This is a genomic window from Alteromonas australica (assembly GCF_000730385.1).
GTDB lineage: Bacteria > Pseudomonadota > Gammaproteobacteria > Enterobacterales > Alteromonadaceae > Alteromonas > Alteromonas australica.
Genome location: NZ_CP008849.1, coordinates 982,148 through 1,001,344, shown reverse-complemented (window position 1 = coordinate 1,001,344; position 19,197 = coordinate 982,148). Strand labels below are relative to the sequence as shown.

General features: G+C 46.1%; 17 protein-coding genes. 10 read left to right on the top strand and 7 right to left on the bottom strand.

The features are described 5' to 3' along the window. Positions 1-343: 343 nt before the first annotated feature. The 6 genes from EP13_RS04380 (at position 344) to EP13_RS04355 (ending at position 7,668) form a co-directional block, all read left to right on the top strand. A complete protein-coding gene (locus EP13_RS04380; RefSeq protein WP_332309686.1) occupies positions 344-1,108 on the top strand; it encodes a hypothetical protein in 765 nt (254 codons plus the stop codon). 437 nt (positions 1,109-1,545) lie between these two features. After that, positions 1,546-3,105: a 2-isopropylmalate synthase gene (gene leuA / locus EP13_RS04375; RefSeq protein ID WP_044056221.1), complete on the top strand. Its 1,560-nt coding sequence runs from the start codon at positions 1,546-1,548 to the stop codon at positions 3,103-3,105. Continuing rightward, on the top strand, positions 3,106-4,203 hold the full coding sequence (gene leuB, locus EP13_RS04370) for a 3-isopropylmalate dehydrogenase (RefSeq protein ID WP_044056220.1): 1,098 nt from the start codon (positions 3,106-3,108) through the stop codon (positions 4,201-4,203). A gap of 9 nt (positions 4,204-4,212) precedes the next feature. After that, positions 4,213-5,613 carry a 3-isopropylmalate dehydratase large subunit gene (gene leuC, locus EP13_RS04365; RefSeq protein ID WP_044056219.1) on the top strand — a complete coding sequence of 467 codons (1,401 nt, stop codon included), beginning with the start codon at positions 4,213-4,215 and terminating at the stop codon, positions 5,611-5,613. Positions 5,614-5,616: 3 nt separating this feature from the next. Beyond that, the gene (leuD, locus tag EP13_RS04360) at positions 5,617-6,222 is read left to right on the top strand and encodes a 3-isopropylmalate dehydratase small subunit (protein ID WP_044056218.1); all 606 of its coding nucleotides are present in this window, start codon (positions 5,617-5,619) and stop codon (positions 6,220-6,222) included. Between the two features lie 249 nt (positions 6,223-6,471). After that, complete coding sequence (locus EP13_RS04355; protein ID WP_044056217.1) at positions 6,472-7,668, top strand: HD-GYP domain-containing protein; 1,197 nt, start codon at positions 6,472-6,474, stop codon at positions 7,666-7,668. 48 nt (positions 7,669-7,716) lie between these two features. Here the strand turns inward: EP13_RS04355 and EP13_RS04350 are convergent, their stop codons facing one another. Next, positions 7,717-8,817 carry a general secretion pathway protein GspB gene (locus EP13_RS04350; RefSeq protein WP_044056216.1) on the bottom strand — a complete coding sequence of 367 codons (1,101 nt, stop codon included), beginning with the start codon at positions 8,815-8,817 and terminating at the stop codon, positions 7,717-7,719. Beyond that, positions 8,810-9,721, bottom strand: coding sequence for an ExeA family protein (locus EP13_RS04345; protein WP_044056215.1), 912 nt, complete (start codon positions 9,719-9,721; stop codon positions 8,810-8,812). Before EP13_RS04345 ends, EP13_RS04350 begins: the two co-directional genes overlap by 8 nt. Before the next feature lie 146 nt (positions 9,722-9,867). Here EP13_RS04345 and EP13_RS04340 point away from each other — a divergent pair, with 146 nt between their 5' ends. The 4 genes from EP13_RS04340 to hemW all read left to right on the top strand — a co-directional run bounded on the left by EP13_RS04340 (position 9,868) and on the right by hemW (position 14,248). Then, positions 9,868-11,025, top strand: coding sequence for a CCA-adding protein (locus EP13_RS04340; protein ID WP_044056214.1), 1,158 nt, complete (start codon positions 9,868-9,870; stop codon positions 11,023-11,025). Between the two features lie 110 nt (positions 11,026-11,135). Next, a complete protein-coding gene (gene srmB / locus EP13_RS04335; RefSeq protein WP_044056213.1) occupies positions 11,136-12,356 on the top strand; it encodes an ATP-dependent RNA helicase SrmB in 1,221 nt (406 codons plus the stop codon). Positions 12,357-12,513: 157 nt separating this feature from the next. After that, on the top strand, positions 12,514-13,116 hold the full coding sequence (locus EP13_RS04330) for an XTP/dITP diphosphatase (RefSeq protein ID WP_044056209.1): 603 nt from the start codon (positions 12,514-12,516) through the stop codon (positions 13,114-13,116). Then, on the top strand, positions 13,109-14,248 hold the full coding sequence (hemW, locus tag EP13_RS04325; protein ID WP_044056208.1) for a radical SAM family heme chaperone HemW: 1,140 nt from the start codon (positions 13,109-13,111) through the stop codon (positions 14,246-14,248). The genes EP13_RS04330 and hemW overlap by 8 nt, the downstream gene beginning before the upstream one ends. A 3-nt stretch (positions 14,249-14,251) precedes the next feature. Here hemW and EP13_RS04320 read toward each other — a convergent pair whose 3' ends face one another. The 5 genes from EP13_RS04320 to EP13_RS04300 form a co-directional block, all read right to left on the bottom strand. Further along, positions 14,252-15,055 (bottom strand): YggN family protein, encoded by an 804-nt coding sequence (locus EP13_RS04320; RefSeq protein ID WP_044056207.1) that lies wholly within the window; start codon positions 15,053-15,055, stop codon positions 14,252-14,254. Between the two features lie 180 nt (positions 15,056-15,235). Next, positions 15,236-15,751, bottom strand: a complete 516-nt coding sequence (locus EP13_RS04315) for an Lcl C-terminal domain-containing protein (RefSeq protein WP_052364285.1) — start codon at positions 15,749-15,751, stop codon at positions 15,236-15,238. A 2-nt stretch (positions 15,752-15,753) separates the two neighbouring features. Further along, complete coding sequence (locus tag EP13_RS04310) at positions 15,754-17,526, bottom strand: Lcl C-terminal domain-containing protein (protein ID WP_044056206.1); 1,773 nt, start codon at positions 17,524-17,526, stop codon at positions 15,754-15,756. 89 nt (positions 17,527-17,615) lie between these two features. Then, positions 17,616-18,107 carry a PAS domain-containing protein gene (locus EP13_RS04305; RefSeq protein ID WP_044056205.1) on the bottom strand — a complete coding sequence of 164 codons (492 nt, stop codon included), beginning with the start codon at positions 18,105-18,107 and terminating at the stop codon, positions 17,616-17,618. Further along, positions 18,107-19,102: a response regulator gene (locus EP13_RS04300; RefSeq protein ID WP_044056202.1), complete on the bottom strand. Its 996-nt coding sequence runs from the start codon at positions 19,100-19,102 to the stop codon at positions 18,107-18,109. Before EP13_RS04300 ends, EP13_RS04305 begins: the two co-directional genes overlap by 1 nt. Positions 19,103-19,197: the final 95 nt, after the last annotated feature.

The window sequence follows — 19,197 nt, the reverse complement described above, 5'->3', positions numbered from 1 at the left end:
ACAAAATCAATAAAAAAGTACACATCTCGATCAAAGTTGGTATTACCAATATTCATCACCTCGTTTACCCCGCCATATAAAAATGGTCAAAACAAGATAACAACTTCTTTATTTTCATAAAGATAAAAGAAAATTTCGTAATAAAAACGTCACATGGAGACGGAAATCTCCCCAGTAAAGGCGGTGTAAATAAATTAACAAGAATAAAAAGAAGTTTAGGAATCAATGAAAAAAAAGGGGTGACATTTGAGCAACATTATTTTTCACATGAATTGGTCATATAACTTACATCAATATTAGCGGCAAAAAAGTCTGACCACTGTATGTAAATGAGTACGAGAACTTGTCACTATTGCGGCAACGCGCGCCCAAACTAGATACTCAGTCTAAATACTGCTACGGTAGGCTAATTGCAGCATGCTTACTTTTAACTATGGTATCTGATAGTCCGATGTCTTCAGAGCAATCTGGTTTTTTTTCTCACTCAGGAGAATTAGAGGGAACCAACCCTCAATTTACTGAAATTTGTACCGCACTTTACGAACGAGAATTACTCCATATTGCTCACAATGGCCCAAGTAATGTGTCGATTTTACGTCGGCGACTAGCGGGCCTCCCCCACCATATTCGTAGCGTAGCTCGTTATTTAGTTGGCCATTCCACGCCTCTTGATGTAGACGCGCATAATGGAAGCTGGTTTTTCAAGCAGCCTGCAAAATGCCCCGGTTTAACGCAAACCGCTGAAAGCTGTAACACCTGGTACCAAAAAAACGCCCAGTGGGGGTTGGTGATTCCAATATTGGTAAAGAGCTTAGAAGGAAGCCATATAGAACTCGACTCAATAGATAAGGTACAGTGGGAGAATCAAACGCTCCACGCCAATTTGCACGGGTGGTTTACCTTTGAAGGGATAGGCCTGAACAACGAAACACTCTGCTTCAGTGAGAAAACCTTACTTAAACCCAGCAAGGCGATTATGGCGTCGGCATGCTGTGGGCATACGTGGCGTCACAAAAGTAAAGGGATGCCTAGGGCCCTTTCCCTGCGAGAAATGCGACTCTCCACTAATATTGAATGGCGTACTTTTAAACTTGCAAAAAATGAATAAAAATACATTTAAACTAAATAAAAAATCTGAATAAAACCCAAATCTGCATCACATGAAACCACCAACATTAGGATGCGCATCCTATTAAGAGAAGATGAAAGCCGTTTTTAATGGATTAGCCCCTGTTAATTGATATTTTCGAACGCACTAATCGATAAAAATTAGGATGTTTCTACTAAATTCTAAAAGTCACTAAATATAACCAAAAAATATACGCATTATAGTAAACAAAGGTTGACCTTAGGCCTCTAGATGGTTAAATTGTCGCTATCAAATTGGTCAGCAAAGAATTACCGCAAATGAAGACGCGTTTTCTACTTCTAACTCTACTCCTTATGGCAGCCAGACTGCACGGGTAGATTGCGACCAGCGATTAATCACACAAAAACCCGTGCCAAGCACGGGTTTTTTTTTAACTATTAAACTGAGAGAGTGTCATGACAAATCAAGTGAAAATCTTTGATACCACATTGCGAGATGGCGAGCAGGCGTTACCTGCTAGCCTAAGTGCCAAAGAGAAATTGCAGATTGCTCTGGCACTCGAACGTTTAGGTGTAGATATTATTGAAGCTGGTTTTCCCGTTTCTTCGCCAGGTGACTTCCGCTCGGTACAAATGATTGCCAAGGAAGTGAAGAACTCTGTGGTATGTGGTTTGTCTCGTGCTTTGCCGGCAGATATCGATGCATGTGGTCAAGCATTGAGCGTAGCCGAGCAATTCCGAATTCACACCTTTATAGCCACCTCGGAAATTCACGTTGGCGCTAAGCTACGTAAGTCGCAAGATGAAGTGGTAGATATGGCAGTGGCGGCGGTGAAGCATGCCCGTAAATACACCGATGATGTAGAATTCTCTTGCGAAGATGCAGGCCGTACGCATATTGACTACTTGTGCAGAATGGTTGAGTCAGCCATTAATGCCGGCGCTACCACGGTAAATATCCCCGACACAGTGGGGTACACCACGCCAACAGAGTTTGGCAGTATTATCCAGCAGCTTTTTAATCGCGTACCTAATATCGACAAAGCCATTATTTCGGTTCACTGCCACAATGATTTGGGATTAGCTGTCGCTAACTCTCTTGCCGCGGTGGAGCAAGGCGCTCGACAAGTAGAATGTACCATCAATGGAATTGGTGAACGTGCAGGTAACGCCTCATTAGAAGAAATAGCCATGATCTTACAAACCCGTAAGAACATGCTTGGCTTTGATACTAATATTAATTCCACGGAAATATCACGCACATCGAAATTGGTTAGCAACTTGTGCAACATGCCCGTGCAATCGAACAAGGCTATTGTAGGTGCCAACGCGTTTAGCCATTCATCGGGTATCCACCAAGATGGTGTATTAAAAGCGCAAAATACTTATGAGATCATGACCCCAGAGAGTGTGGGCATAAATAAAAACAACCTGAACTTAACCTCGCGTTCGGGCCGTCATGTCATTAAGCATCGATTAACAGAACTTGGCTACAAACCCGAAGATTTCGATTTAGAAGCGGTTTATCAAGCCTTCTTGAAGCTTGCCGACAAAAAAGGGCAAGTGTACGACTATGATTTAGAAGCCTTGTTATTCTTCGATAAACAGAAGCATGACCAAGCCCACTACCAATTACTTTATTTGCAGGCTAACTCTGGGCGAGAAATCATTCCAAGTGCCACGGTTAAAGTTAAAGTAGGCGAGGAAGAAATTACCCAATCGTCCATAGGGAATGGCCCTGTTGATGCGGCATACAAAGCCATTATGTCGATACTTGGCCATGAAGATTTAGAAGTGGTCGATTTCAAACTAGATTCAAAAGGTGAAGGCGCGGACGCTTTGGCACAGGTGAGTGTTATTGCCACCTATAAAGGCCGCCGATTCCACGGTATCGGCTTAGCGACTGACATTGTAGAAGCCGGTGTAAAAGCCCTTATCTTTGTATTAAACAATACCTATTTAGCTGACCAAATTGATCAGCAAAAAAACCAACAAGAACGCGTTGCAGGAGTGTAAATGAGCCAGTATTCAATTGCCGTATTAGCCGGAGACGGTATCGGCCCAGAAGTTATGCAGGAGGCCAATAAGGTCTTAGATGCCGTCGAGAAAAAGTTCAACATAACCTTGAACCGTACGGCATTCCCTGTAGGTGGTTATGCTATTGATACTGAGGGTGAAGCACTTCCGTCAAAAACACTGTTAGGCTGTGAACAGGCCGATGCAATTTTGTTTGGTAGTATCGGCGGTCCTAAATGGGACACCTTACCTCTCGAACAACGCCCAGAGCGAGCAGCATTACTGACATTACGTAGCCATTTCGACCTTTTCAGTAACCTACGTCCGGCGCGTATTTACCCAGGTTTAGAGGCACTTTCGCCATTGCGCGAAGACATTGCACAGTCAGGCGTGGATGTGCTGGTAGTTCGTGAACTCACCAGTGGCATTTACTTCGGTCAACCTAAAGGCCGCGAAGGTGAAGGCGAAGAAGAATTTGCATTCGACACCATGCGCTATAGCAAGCGAGAAATTAGACGCATTGCCGTGGCCGCATTTGAAGCTGCGCAGAAACGTCGGGGTAAAGTGACCTCGGTAGACAAAGCTAACGTATTGCTCACCAGCCGTTTGTGGCGTGAAATCGCCGAAGAAGTCGCCAAAGATTACCCAGACGTAGAACTTGAGCACATCTACATTGACAACGCCACTATGCAGATAATGAAAAACCCTGCACAGTTTGACGTCATGCTGTGCTCTAACCTGTTTGGTGACATCGTATCTGATGAGTGCGCCATGATGACCGGTTCTATGGGGTTATTGCCATCAGCCAGTATGAATGAAGATGGCTTTGGCCTCTACGAGCCAGCGGGCGGATCTGCCCCTGATATTGCGGGCCAAGGCATTGCAAACCCTATCGCCCAAATTTTATCCGCTGCCATGATGCTTAGATTTAGCATGAATTTAGGTGAAGCAGCCGATGCCATAGAAAAAGCCGTTGTGGCCACATTAGAAGCAGGTGTACTTACAGGCGAGTTACTGCCTGCTGATAAGCGCGAACAGGCCTCAAGTACATCGCAAGTGGGCGATGAAATTGTTAAACAATTAATGGCGCAGGAGTAAATAGACCCCATGGCCAAGACCTTATATGACAAAGTGTGGCAGGCACACATTATCGATCAACTAGGTGAAGACAGCTTAATCTATATCGATCGCCATCTTATTCACGAAGTAACCTCACCACAGGCCTTTGCAGGGCTTAACGAAAAGGGCCGTAAGGTGCGTCGTCCTGACCGCACAGTGGGCACGATGGATCACAGTATATCCACCCGCTCATTAGCCATTGATGCATGCGGACCTCAAAATGCCCTTCAGCTAAATACCCTAGCGCGAAACTGTGAAGAACACGGTATTCAGCTTTATCCCGTTGGGCACCAAAAGCAAGGTATTGTGCATGTAATGGGGCCAGAGTTAGGCCTTATTCAACCTGGCATGACTGTGGTGTGTGGCGACTCTCATACGGCAACTCATGGTGCGTTTGGTGCACTCGCATTCGGTATAGGTACATCACAAGTTGAACACGTACTGGCTACGCAAACCCTTAAACAAAGCCGCGCTAAGAGCATGCTGATTAATGTTAACGGTAAGCTTCCTATTGGTATTACTGCAAAAGACATTATTCTTGCCATCATCGGCAAAATTGGTCACGCCGGTGCGACAGGCCATGTTATTGAATATGCCGGTGAAGCTATCCGTGGCTTGTCTATGGAAGAGCGCATGACGGTGTGCAACATGAGTATTGAAGCTGGCGCGAAAGCAGGGCTTGTGGCACCAGATGAAACCACCTTTGCTTACTTAAAAGACCGCGAATACGCGCCTAAAGGTAAAGACTGGGATGACGCTGTTGCGTACTGGAAAACCCTTTACACCGAAGAAGGCGCTGAGTTTGACACAGTCGTAGAATTGCAAGCTGCAGATATTGCACCACAGGTCACTTGGGGCACTAACCCAGGTCAAGTGATTGGTGTTGATACGCCCGTGCCTGCACCAGAAGACTTTAGTGATCCGATTGAAAAAGAAAGTGCTGTGAAAGCGTTAGGCTACATGGGGCTTAAACCCGGTGAAAAGCTCGCTGACGTTTCCGTTAACCATGTGTTTATTGGTTCATGCACAAATGGTCGTATTGAAGACTTACGTGCCGCCGCACATATTGCTAAAAACGGCAAAGTTGCCGATTCAGTAACGGCCATTGTGGTCCCCGGTTCTGGTAATGTTAAACGCCAAGCGGAAGCAGAAGGCCTAGACAAGATTTTTGAAGAAGCCGGATTTGAATGGCGTCTGCCAGGTTGCTCCATGTGCCTAGGTATGAATGACGACAAATTAGTGTCTGGTGACCGCTGTGCGTCAACCAGTAACCGAAACTTTGAAGGTCGCCAAGGTCGTGGGGCACGTACCCACTTAGTTAGCCCTGCCATGGCCGCCGCCGCAGCCATCACTGGCCGCTTTGCCGACGTTAGAGATTTTCAGGAGTAAGTCATGTCAGAACAAGGTTTTACACAACATTCAGGTATTGCTGCTCCTTTAGACCAGGCTAACGTGGATACCGATCAAATTATTCCAAAGCAGTTTTTAACCGGTGTTACCCGCGCGGGCTACGGAAAACATTTGTTTCATGATTGGCGCTATTTAGATTTAGAAGAAAAAGAGCCGAACCCGGAATTTTCTTTAAACAAGCCTGAGCATAAGGGCGCCAGTATTTTGCTAGCGCGTGAAAACTTCGGTTGTGGTTCAAGCCGAGAGCATGCGCCTTGGGCGCTGGCTGACTTTGGCTTTAAAACAGTCATCGCCACCAGCTTTGCAGATATTTTTTACGGTAACTGCATTAACAACCAACTGGTGCCTGTAGCATTACCTAGCGCAGAAATGGATAAACTTTTTGCTGCCGTAGAAGACAATCCTGCCATTGAGATTACAGTCGATTTACCCGCTCAAACTGTGACTTTCGGTGGCGTATCTGTTTCCTTCGATATTGCTGAGCACCATAAAAACAATTTAATTAAAGGGCTAGATGCTATTGGTCAGACCCTCGAACTGACTGAAACCATTAAGGCTTTCGAAGCTAAGCAGCCTGCCTGGCTTTAATAGTAAGTAGAAGCACTGACCGCTGATTATCAGTGGGTTAGTGCTTACTTTTCTATTATGTTAGCTGACCATTTTTATCTCGTGTAAGACAAGCCCTATCGCTTGTCGTATATCATGTCATTTCGCATCGACAGTTAAATATACCAACAAATATCAATTATACACTGACGTATGTATGAGTTTGTCGTAATATTTAGTGGTTATTTACCCCCATCACAATCTGTGTCAGAAAGCGCTCTTGGAGAAACAATGTTAAAAGCCGTACCCATTGACGAATTGAAGCCTGGCATGTACGTCAATCAAGTGCTTGAACAAAGCGGCGCACTAAAAATGCGCTCAAAAGGAATAGTCAAAACTCAGAAAGTCATAGACACACTTAGAACACGGGGTATTCAACGCGTAGAAATTGATACCGAAAAGTCGAAAGGCTTAGTGGAAGACATTGCCCCAGCGCCAGAAAGTGTAGCCCCAGACACGGCAACGCAACCACAAGAAAAACCCATTAATCGAGAATCGCTAAACGAGGCTAACGACTTATATTTTGACGCAGTGAATATTCAAAACGGTTTCTTGAAATCGTTAAAGCGTGGCGCAGCAAAAGACCTAAAACCCGTCGAGGAATTATCGCAAAGCTTAATTGAAAGCGTATTCGATAATAAAGACGCCCTCTCCTGCTTAACCTTAATCAAAGATGCCGACTCCTACTTGCTTGAACACTCTATCAATTGCAGCATCATCATGGGTATGTTTACGCAGTTTTTAGGTTACGACCGTGACATTATTGACCAAGCCAGTTTAGGGGCACTGTTGATGGATGTGGGCATGTCTTCTCTGCCCGAAGAAGTAAGAAATAACACAGGTGAGTTCTCTCATGCCGACTGGGAAGTAATGAAAACCCATGTGGAAATTGGTATAGATTTAGTTGAGCAATGCGGCGACATTTCAGATTTAGCGCTTTCTATTATTGCACAACACCATGAACGGCAAGACGGCAGTGGCTATCCTCGCGGCTTAGCGGGTGATGATGTAAGTGAACTTGCTCGCATCGCCGCCATCGTAGATGCCTACGACGCCATGACATCCAACCGCCCTCATAAAGAAAGTATCACGCCTACCCAGGCACTCAAGCGGTTAACCAGTATTGATAACCTCGACCAAAATTTAGTGACCCAATTTATTCAATGTGTGGGGGTTCACCCTGTGGGGTCATTGGTTCGATTGAAAAGTGGCAAGCTAGCCATTGTTAGTCAGCGCGGTAAGCGAGATGCCTTAAGCCCTGTGGTCATGTCTTTTTATAGCGTGACGTCAAATCATTACAATGAAATTAAGCGAATCGATTTAAGCCAATATGATGACGAGATAGTCTCAGGTGTTCGTCCAGAAGACTTTAAACTTAATTTATCGAAGTTTTTCCAAGAAGTATTCATAAGCCAGGCGCCGAATTAGGCGCCTGTGACATGGGCTGGCAAACAGGCTAAAAAATAGCGACGCCCGTTACCAGTCCGTTAATGCGCTCATCGAAAACAATTCTCCTTCAAAGGAAAGAATGACGCGCTGCGCCTCTATATTGATAATTTGCACTTTATCGTCAATCCAGTCCCCCTCGAACCTTTGCACACCGTTAACGCGAACCCAGCGATCGTCCACTTGTGACGCATACATATGCGCACTGAAATTCATACTAGGAAGCCGTGTTAACAGACGCACCGGTAATTGGTCCACCCGTTGAATATCATCGTGAACGGTAAGAGGCCTTGCAGGTTCAGAGCGCCCTTCGTCGGTTTGCTTATCGAGCGCTTCTACAGCCGCGTTAAAACGGGCTAATAACTCAGGCGACACCGCAATATCACTGTCACTGCCACTGTCATTGAGTACTTCTCCACCTTCTTCTGATAACGACGCAACCGCACTTTCTTGTACCTCATCGTCCTTGTTCTGTGCTGCCGAGGGTGGTGTCTGCTTGTCATTTAACCCGCTGGATTGATTGACGTTAGCTACCTGAGGGGCCTGTTTGCCCTCGGTATTCGCGTCTTCAGCGGACGCAACATTTGCCGCAACCTCTGCGTTAGTATCAAGGGGCGTAGGTGTATCGTCGGTAAAAGGCAAAGATGAGATATCCGCAGGCGGGGTTATCGCAACTGGAGTAATTTGCGTATCTTCATGTGAAATTAACGGCCACCAAAGACTTGGCGTAGCGGCCATAAAGCCTATGCCCAACCCCAACAATAGGGTAACACCGAAGGCTGCAAGTTCTTTCGCATACACAGACCACATTGACGGTAGCCCCTGAACGGTGGGCAAAAACAAACTTCGATTAAATTGTTCGGAAAGCGACGAGTCAAAATTGGCTTTGGTATCGTGCTCGCCTCTCAACAGAGCTTGAGTTTGGGTTCTATGTTGAGTAACCGGTGCAATTTCTACTGTTTGGTCTGGGTCTATTTCTAGCTCTTGCACGCCCATTTCCGCCAAACCTTGCACCATGGCATCACTTGTCACTAACCCTGATTTTCTAATTTTGACGGGGCCATTTTGTTTTGTGATTTGAATAATCACCATGCCCGGCGTTAAGTTTTCAATGGTCACCACGTTAGACATAAAGGCTCCCTAAACCATAGCCACACCCAATTGCGAGTAAAAACACGCCGATAAGATGCCATTTACGCTGACTATGTAAACGCTGCCTGACAACGTCTTCACCTAAAATTTGTTCTGCCGCAGCAAAAAAAATGGGCTTTTTCACTACCGCGTGCTGTTTTGTAAAAGAGAGCGTTAAGGCTCTGTCACAAAGCAAATTAATAACCCGAGGGATACCCCCGGTTATTTGATGCACCGCCTTCAATGTAGACTGACTAAAAATGCTGACATCGCCATGGGCTACGCTAAGACGATGTGCGATGTAAGCTTTCACTTCTAAAGACGTAAGCGGCAGTAAATGGTAACGCGCGGTAATACGTTGGGCTAACTGACGTAATTCGTTACGTTTCAGTAACTGCTGCAATTCTGGCTGACCAATTAATACCACCTTAAGGAGCTTCTCGCGGTTGGTTTCTAAATTGGTTAGCAAACGCAATTGCTCTAATACTTCGGGCAACAAGTGCTGGGCTTCATCCACCATAAGTACAGTGTTAATTCCGGCCTGATGATTCGCCGCTAATTTACCCAAAATAAGATCGGTAAAATACTTCAAGCTGGCTTGAGGTCCACTGTAGGCAATACCCAACTCGTCACACACCGTGGCGAGTAACTCTAACGCAGATAAAGTGGGGTTTAAAATCATTGCCACTTGCGTATTATCGGGTAACTGCTGTAGTAGTTTTCTCGATACGGTGGTTTTTCCCGTGCCGACTTCACCGGTCAGCATAACGAAGCCACCGCTTTCGCGAAGCCCGAATGTTAAATGCGCTAATGCTTCCTTATGCCTAGGACTCATATAGAGATAATCAGGGTTCGGGGCTATTGAAAACGGGTTATCGCTTAACCCGAAATAGTTCAAATACATGGTATTCGCTAAGTAATGGTAAAAACGAGGATTAAACTACCAGAGCACGAGGGTAAGTAAAAGGGCGCTTTACACGCACTGACAATTTTATTTGGAACATTGATATACTACTTCTTTTTATCACCCCGATTTAAAAGCGAGAATACATGCAGGTTTATTTAGTTGGCGGCGCCGTGAGAGACACTTTGTTAGAAAGACCTGTCACGGAAAGAGACTATGTCGTGGTTGGCGCTACGCCTGCAGAAATGCTCGCCAAAGGCTTTACCCAAGTGGGAAAAGATTTTCCTGTTTTTCTTCACCCAAAAACCGGTGAAGAATATGCCCTGGCCCGTATCGAGCGAAAATCAGGTGCAGGCTACACTGGGTTTGTCTGCGATGCCTCATCGTCTGTCACCCTAGAAGAAGACTTGAAGCGCCGCGACCTTACGGTAAATGCGATGGCGTTAGATGATGACGGCAATATTATTGACCCTTACAAGGGGCAGCAAGATATAGAAAACCGCTGTCTTCGCCATGTTTCTGCGGCCTTTAGTGAAGATCCATTACGGGTGTTTCGTGTGGCTCGATTTGCCACTCGCTACCGCTATTTGGGTTTTACCATTGCTCCTGAAACACTGACATTAATGCAATCTATGGCAAACAGCGGCGAATTACGTGCTCTGAGTGCAGAACGCGTATGGCAAGAAACTAAACGCAGCCTACTTGAAGCCACGCCAGACGTGTTTTTTACCGTACTGGCTGAAAGCCAAGCATTAACCAGCTGGTTTTCAGAGCTTGGCGAGCACCTAACCGAGGCTTTAGCCTGCTTAACATTAGCCGCCTCGCCACTGTCAGTATCGTCAGAAGAGGCAAGCCATGATAAAGACACCCAACTGGCAGTGCGCTTTTCTGCCCTGTGCAGCCCATTAAACCCCACTCAAGTGTCACAGTTATGTTCAAGATTGAAAGTGCCGAACCAGGTCAGCGATCTCGCGCGGCTGCTTAGTCAATTTAAGCAGCACCTACTGACTGATTTTTCGGCCACCGATAGCGTGAACGAAGCCGCTAGTGCACTGCTTAATATTTTTAATGGCGCCGATGCATGGCGGCGACCAGAAAGGTTTAGCTTGTTGCTAACGGCCATGACGCCATTAGCAAAGCGTAGTCATCTTGATTGGCCAGCTCAAACAACCTTGATTCAACGTGCGCTTTCGGCAGCAAATGATGTAAACGTGCAAGACATCATTGCCACAGGAATAAAAGGGCCCGCAATTAAACAGGCTCTGAACGATGCCAAGTGCAGCGCTATAGCTCAAGCGATGTAAAGGCAACCTCAATAGAGGTTAACTCGGCATGGCATAGTGGCTTTTTCAAATAGTGCGATTCTCACATAAATGCTACACTATGCCCCATTCATTTAAAGTGTTTTTATACTATGACTTTCGAAGAACTCGAACTAGACGACGCCCTGTGCCATGCTGTGGCGGACATGGGCTTTGAAACCCCCACCAGTATTCAAGAACTGGTTATCCCTCATGCTTTAGACGGGCGTGATATTTTAGCCTCTGCGCCGACAGGCACAGGAAAAACAGCTGCCTTTTTGCTTCCCGCGTGTCAGTTTCTACTCGACTACCCTCGCAAGCAACCAGGCGCCACCCGTATTCTTATTCTCACGCCTACCCGAGAACTTGCTTTGCAAGTTTACGAGCAGGCCAAGGCCCTGACTAAGCATACCCAATTGGTGTGTGGCGTAATTACAGGTGGTATAAATTACGGCACCGACAAAGAAACCCTTAGCCAAAACTTAGATATTTTGGTGGCGACACCGGGTCGACTACTTGAACACATCGAAAAAGAAACCGCTGATTGTCGCGATATCGAGTGTTTGATCCTTGATGAAGCTGACCGCATGTTGGATATGGGTTTCTCAACGGTCGTTAACCAGATTGCAGCTGAAGCGCGCTGGCGTAAGCAAAACCTGTTGTTCTCTGCCACGCTGGAAGGTAAAGCGGTTAAAACCTTCGCCCACGACATTCTTAACAACCCTGAAATTGTTGAAGCGAATCCGTCGCGTAAAGAGAAAAATAAGATTCATCAGTGGTATCACCTCGCTGACGACATGAACCACAAGCAAGCCTTGCTGGTTAATATTCTGAAGCAAGAGACAACGACGTCAGCGGTTGTGTTTGTGAAAACCCGTGACCGCCTGCAAATGCTAAAAGACTTCTTAGCGTCTAAAGATATTCCGGTGTGCTGGCTTCAGGGCGAAATGCCACAAGACAAACGCAACGCAGCGATGGCCCGCTTCAAAAGTGGTGACGTCCCTATCTTATTAGCAACTGATGTTGCTGCCCGTGGTATCGACGTACCTAACGTCAGTCACGTTATTAACTTCGACATGCCGCGTAAAGCCGACGTTTACGTACATCGCATCGGCAGAACAGGACGGGCTGGCGCAAAAGGCACTGCAATTTCGTTAATTGAAGCTCACGATTTTGAAATGGTGGCTAAAGCAGCACGTTATATGGGTGAACCCTTAAAAGCACGTGTGATTGACGAACTACGTCCTAAAAACAAAACACCTAAAATTGGCCCGAGAAAGAAAAAAGTAAAAGACAAAGCTAAGGCGAAAGCGAGGCCCAAAAAGCGTAAGTAAATAAAAGTAACCTTCAGGTGAGTTAATGCGGTGTGCCAGGATGTAGGTTGAACATTGCCGACACAAACCCTCTGCCGCAGGGATACGGCAGTGTAGCGCACATGGATGTGTTTAGCCCCCTATGCTTTAGCTCACCGTCAGTTCAAAAGAGTACACAATGAAATTTCCAGAAAAAATTGTTCTCGCCACAGGTAACCAAGGCAAAGTAAAAGAGTTTTCCTCTTTATTTGCTGACTACGGCGTAGATGTGGTTGCACAGAAAGAATTAGGGGTTTCAGATGTGCCTGAAACCGGTACCACCTTTGTAGAAAATGCCATTATTAAAGCCCGACATGCAGCGCAAGTGACGGGCCTGCCAGCCATTGCCGACGACTCTGGTTTAGTGGTTGACGCCTTAAGGGGCGCACCAGGTATTTACTCTGCACGTTATGCTGGTGACCACGCCACTGATGAGAGCAACATCGACAAGCTACTGAATGCCCTTGAAGGCCAAGCCAATCGCAAAGCCCATTTCTTTTGTACGTTAGTTTTTATGCGTCACGCCGACGACCCAGTTCCATTGGTAAGCCAAGGGAAATGGCAAGGTGAAATATTGTCATCACGCGCTGGTAAAGGCGGCTTTGGCTACGACCCTGTATTTTATATTCCCTCTCATAAATGCACCGCTGCTGAGTTAGAGAAAACTGAAAAAAATCGCATTAGTCACCGAGGAAGTGCACTAGGTATTTTATTGCAATCGATGAGATCCACTTTTGCGTAACCCTCCCTTAAGCCTTTACATCCACATACCATGGTGTGTTCAAAAATGCCCGTATTGTGATTTTAATTCTCACGGGCTTAAGTCTGACCTGCCTGAAAAAGAGTATGTCGCTCATCTTCTTGACGACTTAGCGATAGACGCCAAACGTGTTGGCAATAGGCAAGTTGAGACCATCTTCATTGGGGGCGGCACACCAAGCTTATTTTCAGCTGATGCCATGGCAGCTATTTTAGAGGGCGTCAAAGCACGCATTAACTTAGCGCCGAATGCGGAAATTACCATGGAAGCTAACCCCGGCACGGTTGAGGCGGGTAAATTTGCCGGGTTTTATCAAGCCGGTGTGAATCGAATTTCAGTAGGGATCCAAAGCTTCCAACCCCACCATTTGAAGGTACTGGGAAGAATTCACAATGAACTCCAAGCGGAAAATGCAGTTAAGCAAGCTCATAGCGCTGGGTTGCCCACCTTTAACCTAGACTTAATGCACGGCTTACCAGAGCAAAGTGTGGAAAACGCCATGGGTGATTTGCAGCAAGGTATCGCATTAAACCCTTATCATTTATCGTGGTATCAGCTGACTATTGAACCCAATACGCCTTTTTATTCGCGCCCACCTGCACTGCCCGACGACGATATTTTGTGGGAAATTCAACAGCGCGGACATGAGATTCTTGAAGCCGCAGGCTATCATCAATACGAAATATCTGGCTACGCTAAACACGGCCATCAATGCCAACATAATTTAAACTATTGGCGGTTTGGTGATTATCTGGGTATTGGTTGCGGCGCTCATGGCAAAATTACAGATGCAAAAAAAGGCACCATCCATAGAACGGTGAAAGTAAAACACCCGAGGGGCTACATGGAAATAAGTAGGCCGTACCTTGACACCCAAACCCAGGTGGCAGAAGACGATTTGCCTTTCGAATTTTTTATGAATAGGTTTAGGTTGGTTGAGCCTTGCCCTATTGACGATTTTTCGTCATTCACGGGGTTAACATTGCCAAAGGACGTCGATACCGCATTAGCCGACGCACAGCAGCAAGGATTACTTCGACTATCACCGTCACACTGGCAGGTTACTGATAAAGGCCGCCGGTATTTAAACAGCCTTCTATCTTGTTTTGTGTAATCGCTAATCTTTGCTGTCTTGGCTAGAAGTTATAATGTTATACGGTTTAAACGCGGGGAGACTCTCTCGTAACTTCTCCTCGGCAATGTCTAAGCGTTTAAGCTTGTTACAAAACCACTGCGCCTTCTTACGAAGCGTGGTGGCTTTATCGCCAACATCCCGTTCTAGTTGTTCACCCACCGTGCCTAGCTGACGGGTAATTTCAGCCACTTTTTCGCTGCTCACTTCGCCATTACTGGTATTAATACCACTAATCGCCGATAAAATGCCGCCTACAGAGGTGGAAATTGCTTCTTCAAGTTGTGCTTCTATCTCGCTATCCACGAAGTCATCAACGCTTTCTAGCGATCCAGGGCCAATAAAATAATGATTACTCGCATGGCGAAATTTATCTTTCACTCGCGCCTGTACCCGTTTCATGGCGGTGTTCAGCCTAGCGTAGCTGTCGTGATCGCTGCCAACTAACCCTAGATAAACATGCTCTATGGTATCAATGGCCAAATCCACGCCTTCAGTAGCCAATATGATCATTTTGGGCACCACATAATGTAGCCCATCGGAATACTCTCGCAACCAAACGGCCTGTTCAGGTGTTAGCTCTTGCCATCGACCAGCGATGAAAAGCTGATCTTGATTATTAATTTGAACGAGGGTTCGCGACTTCTCCATTACTCGTACTTGAGTATCGTTAACGGCAAGGCCATAGCCAAAGTCGATATTACAGGTAAATTCAGCCATGGCCGGCGTACACCAGCTGAGCGATAGAAAACTAAGTAAACCCGTGATCAGGTATTTAAAATCATTCATGAGGGTATTGTGGCTAGCTTCTACTGAAATAGAAAGGTGACTTGAGTCTAAACCGCTAAAAATCAGGGTGAAGCAGAGGCGAGAAGTACCTTTACGATTAAAATAAAAGCACGCAGTATAACGGCGTGCTTTTCAGTATTATACTTAAAGCCTGTGCATTTAGACTAAAGACTAAATTCTTTAATCGTCGGTGTAAGTTCTCACTAAACGCACGTAAATGTAGCGATCTTTCTCTTTTATGGAGTGACTCGCGTTAAAGAATGCGACCACCCAAGCCCTATCAGGATCGTCTGAGGACGGTGTTGAAGTCCAAAAGTCATCCGGTGGGGTTTCTGGAAATAGCGTGCTATTTACCGCTGGGCGTACACACTGGCGCTCTGCAATAGACGCCAGCTCTTTTACATTAGGTAATCGCCATCCTAATAAATCTTCGTTACTGGCTTCTTGCGCTAACTGCAATGCTTCTTGCCATGTGTATTTCACCGCTTCACCGTCGCAGGTGGTGCCATCCCAAGTTTGCCCTTCTGCACATCGTTTCCAAACTAAATCTGTAGTATCGTGCAAGTACGTGCTGCTGGTTACTTCACTAAAATCAGTTTCAGGCGTGGTTTCTAAACCACTGGATAAACAGGTTTGTGCCGACACCTGAACAGACATTATTGCAAACGACGCCAATGCGGGTAGTAAAATTTTCATTGCTATCTCCCAGCTCTCACTAAGCGAACTCTTGCCGCAGAAGACTTGTTTAAAAAGTTATCTACACCTGAGTCGAAATCCAGTGCCCAGGCGTTTTGTGCATCTTCACTATTCACACCATCAGCACTGGGAACCGAAGTCCAGTACCATACAGGATCGGTTCCCACCGTTCCGGTGTAGGGAAAGTAATCTTCATCTATGGCTATACTGTCTGATAAACCTAAATGCATAAGGGTAAATAGTTCATGATGCGTCGGCATGCGCCAATCGTAAAAGCCACATAGTCCCTGTTCATTTAACGCGTTCTCGTAGGCTTGAGTATTGCAGCTGGTCAATGAACACGAGGTGTCGTCACCATTTTCGTCACCCGCATAGCCACCATTGGTGTCATCGCTATACCAAGAGTAAAGGTAGTCTTTGTCTTGCAAACCACCGTCGTCGGTTTTCACTTCCCACACTAAACCTGTCACATTGTCTCGCACGCATGACCAGGTGTCGGCGCTGGCATCTTGCTCGTCGCCGTTAGCATTTAAACGCGTAAAATCGAAACCGGCTTTTCCTCGCCCTGCTTTTTCGATATAACCATTTTGCTCCACAATGTCAGCACCTCGTTGGCCATCTTGGCCGGGCCAGTCGTTTTGTTGCGCCTGTGTTAGCGCATTGTCTGTGGCTTGCTGTAAAAAACCTGTGTCGTTGATAAGTGGCGTGGGCATTACTCTTACCCCCACGTTAATGGTATCTTCCACTTGATTGCCAAAAGCATCGGTGACCGTTAGCGTGTAAGCAACCACAGTGTACTCACTGACCGAAGGTGCAATAGCAAAGGTAGACAATGCATCAGTGTCGTCGATGGCTTTAATGCTTACATACCCGCCTTTCTCACTTGCGACATACTCTGACGCCGACACATTATTACTTTGCCCCCAACTGTATGTAAGAGGTTCAGCCTCTGAAATACTGGTGCTAGCAGTGCCTTCTAAAATAATGATTTCACCGCTAAATACCCCTTGAGAATAACCAGCATCCACAACGGGTAAAGTATCGCTTTTTGATTGCACAGTGAGTGTTACTGTGGCCGTGTCGGTTGCGCCTTCGCTGTCGGTGACTTCCAATTGAAAGGTAATGCTTTCTTCGTCATTTAAAATAGGCGTGGTGAAGGTAAGCGTCGATAAATTTGTTTCTTCACCCACAATCACATTGGTGCCGTCGGTCTGTGTCCAGCTGTATTCACTAATAGCGTCGCTCGAGTCACTGGCATCTTCATCGGAGCTAGCTGAGCCATCAAGTATTACCTCCACGCCGCCAGGAAAGTAATTTTCTTCAAGCCCTTCCCATTCGGGAACAGAAATGTCCGCCACTGGGGCGATATTAACCGGGCTTACGGTGATAATAGTGAAGTCGCTGTCGGCATTACCTGACGTATCGTTTACTGACACGGTAAGCGTATATTCCGTGGCCACCGAAACCGCAGGCGCGGTAAAACTTGCTTGAGATGAACTGGTATCTTCATGGGTAAGTGTGAGTGAAGGCGACGCGGTCCAATTGTACGTGTATTCCCCGTCACCTCCGGTAACTTCAGCGCTCAGCGAATAGGTGGCGCCTTCAGTGACTGTATCGTCAGGGCCCGCATTCACGAGCAATTCACTGTCATTATCGGTGTCGGTACCGCTGTCTGAATTGGCATCAGAGCCGCCACCACCGCATGAAGATAAAAAGAAAACTGTGGCAACAGTGAAAAGCGCACGCTTGGCATACGCAACACTTCTAATTTGCATAGGAACTCCCGCAATTCGGTACCCTATTAGAGCCGAATAAAAAACGTGAATAAAATTAACTGTGAGTTGAGCGCACTTTTTGATGCACTTTATAGCAGGGATTGATTGCGCTCTTGCGCCTCTGATATTGATACCTGTAGCGCCTCAAGTTGCTTTTTCCCTACAGCCACGTCTGTCATGTCGTAAATCATCATACTGACGTAATCAACCTTACCGGTCGCCGAGGTCAGCGGCGTTAACGTGATATTTTGATACATAAATGACTCACTACCTGTAATCGGCCGGTAGTTGGGAAACTTGAATAAATATGGACGCTGTTCCCATGTCATAAAGGCGCGGGTTTTTAGGTCAAATACGGGGTTAGACTTCTTCTTAAACCAGTCTTCTTTGATGGCCGGAAAGAGGTCAAATAACGATTTGTCGCGGACTTCACTGGGTAGCATACCACTGTGACTTTCCATGAACCCATTCCATACCTGAATTTGGTACTGTCGATTGAACACGACAATACCCACGTCCACGGATTGCAACATGTCCATCATCCAGTGAAATTCTAATAACTCATCTAATTGCTGGCTCATTACATATCCTCCAACAAGTGAGCTAACTTAGCGTTCATGGTTTTCATCGACTCTTCGGTAAAGAGCAGTATAAGATCGCATTGTACGTTATAGCCCTCTAGTCCATAGCTTAATTCAATGGCAAGGGTACGTTTCCACTGCATTTGATTCATACTGATAATTTCTGTAATGGCTCTGTGTTGGCCCAAGACAATAGGATGCCCCTGACTAAAATTCACATCCATTTGCACCGCTAACCCGCTTAAGCAGGTGCCAATGAGTATGCTGGCGGCATCCATTAGCAGTTCAAGCTGTAGTTGATCGTCTACCTCACCTTCCACATTGAGTATTTTAGCCACGTCTTCAAAGCTGGAATCACTCAAAATGCACAGCGCTTCGCCACTGATGCCCGGCCCTAGGAAGCCCTGACACACCGCGGTTACCTGCTCATGGCTTTCAATATCTGACAACATCATATGCAATTCAGACACTTCAATAAGATTGACATTAGGAATGGGTAAACGCACGAATACGTTCATGATGCGAGCTAAGTGATCTCCTGCCTGCCCCATCGCAATATTGGTAATTTCTTGGTAGCAGTCGCGAATATCTGGATCTAAGGGAGTTTGCTCAACTTCCTCTTCCACTTCAATATGTCGGATTTGATGCTTTTCGAGCATTTCATTCAAGGTTTTAGGATTAACCGGTTTGCGAATGAAATCGAGTGCGCCTAACGCGGTAACACGATCATAGGCTTCCGGTTGTATATCACCGGAAATAACAATGACCTTGGTATTTAAACCTTGATTTTTTATTGCCTCTAGCGTGCCATACCCGTCTAATACCGGCATATTTAGGTCGAGTAGTAGAAGATCTCCTTTCCCCTCGCTCAGCGCTGTCACGGCTTCTTGGCCATTTTTAGCAAAATGAACCGCCACATCCCAATCCTGCGGTAAACATTTAGCCACTTGCTTGCGAGCAACCAGTGAATCGTCACAGACGAGTACAGAAAACATTGAGCGAATACACCACCTTGAATTGACGATAACGCAGTCATGCGCATCACTTTAAACTTTATCGGCACTTACGCCTGTAACTAAAGCTACCAAAT

Coding starts and splice junctions, on each gene's coding strand:
- leuB (WP_044056220.1), top strand. CDS start 3,106: ATGAGCCAGTATTCAATTGCCGTATTAGCCGGAGACGGTATCGGCCCA.
- EP13_RS04340 (WP_044056214.1), top strand. CDS start 9,868: ATGCAGGTTTATTTAGTTGGCGGCGCCGTGAGAGACACTTTGTTAGAA.
- EP13_RS04350 (WP_044056216.1), bottom strand. CDS start 8,817: ATGTCTAACGTGGTGACCATTGAAAACTTAACGCCGGGCATGGTGATT.
- EP13_RS04320 (WP_044056207.1), bottom strand. CDS start 15,055: ATGAATGATTTTAAATACCTGATCACGGGTTTACTTAGTTTTCTATCG.
- EP13_RS04310 (WP_044056206.1), bottom strand. CDS start 17,526: ATGCAAATTAGAAGTGTTGCGTATGCCAAGCGTGCGCTTTTCACTGTT.
- EP13_RS04345 (WP_044056215.1), bottom strand. CDS start 9,721: ATGTATTTGAACTATTTCGGGTTAAGCGATAACCCGTTTTCAATAGCC.
- srmB (WP_044056213.1), top strand. CDS start 11,136: ATGACTTTCGAAGAACTCGAACTAGACGACGCCCTGTGCCATGCTGTG.
- EP13_RS04305 (WP_044056205.1), bottom strand. CDS start 18,107: ATGAGCCAGCAATTAGATGAGTTATTAGAATTTCACTGGATGATGGAC.
- EP13_RS04330 (WP_044056209.1), top strand. CDS start 12,514: ATGAAATTTCCAGAAAAAATTGTTCTCGCCACAGGTAACCAAGGCAAA.
- EP13_RS04315 (WP_052364285.1), bottom strand. CDS start 15,751: ATGAAAATTTTACTACCCGCATTGGCGTCGTTTGCAATAATGTCTGTT.
- leuA (WP_044056221.1), top strand. CDS start 1,546: ATGACAAATCAAGTGAAAATCTTTGATACCACATTGCGAGATGGCGAG.
- EP13_RS04300 (WP_044056202.1), bottom strand. CDS start 19,102: ATGTTTTCTGTACTCGTCTGTGACGATTCACTGGTTGCTCGCAAGCAA.
- leuD (WP_044056218.1), top strand. CDS start 5,617: ATGTCAGAACAAGGTTTTACACAACATTCAGGTATTGCTGCTCCTTTA.
- EP13_RS04355 (WP_044056217.1), top strand. CDS start 6,472: ATGTTAAAAGCCGTACCCATTGACGAATTGAAGCCTGGCATGTACGTC.
- leuC (WP_044056219.1), top strand. CDS start 4,213: ATGGCCAAGACCTTATATGACAAAGTGTGGCAGGCACACATTATCGAT.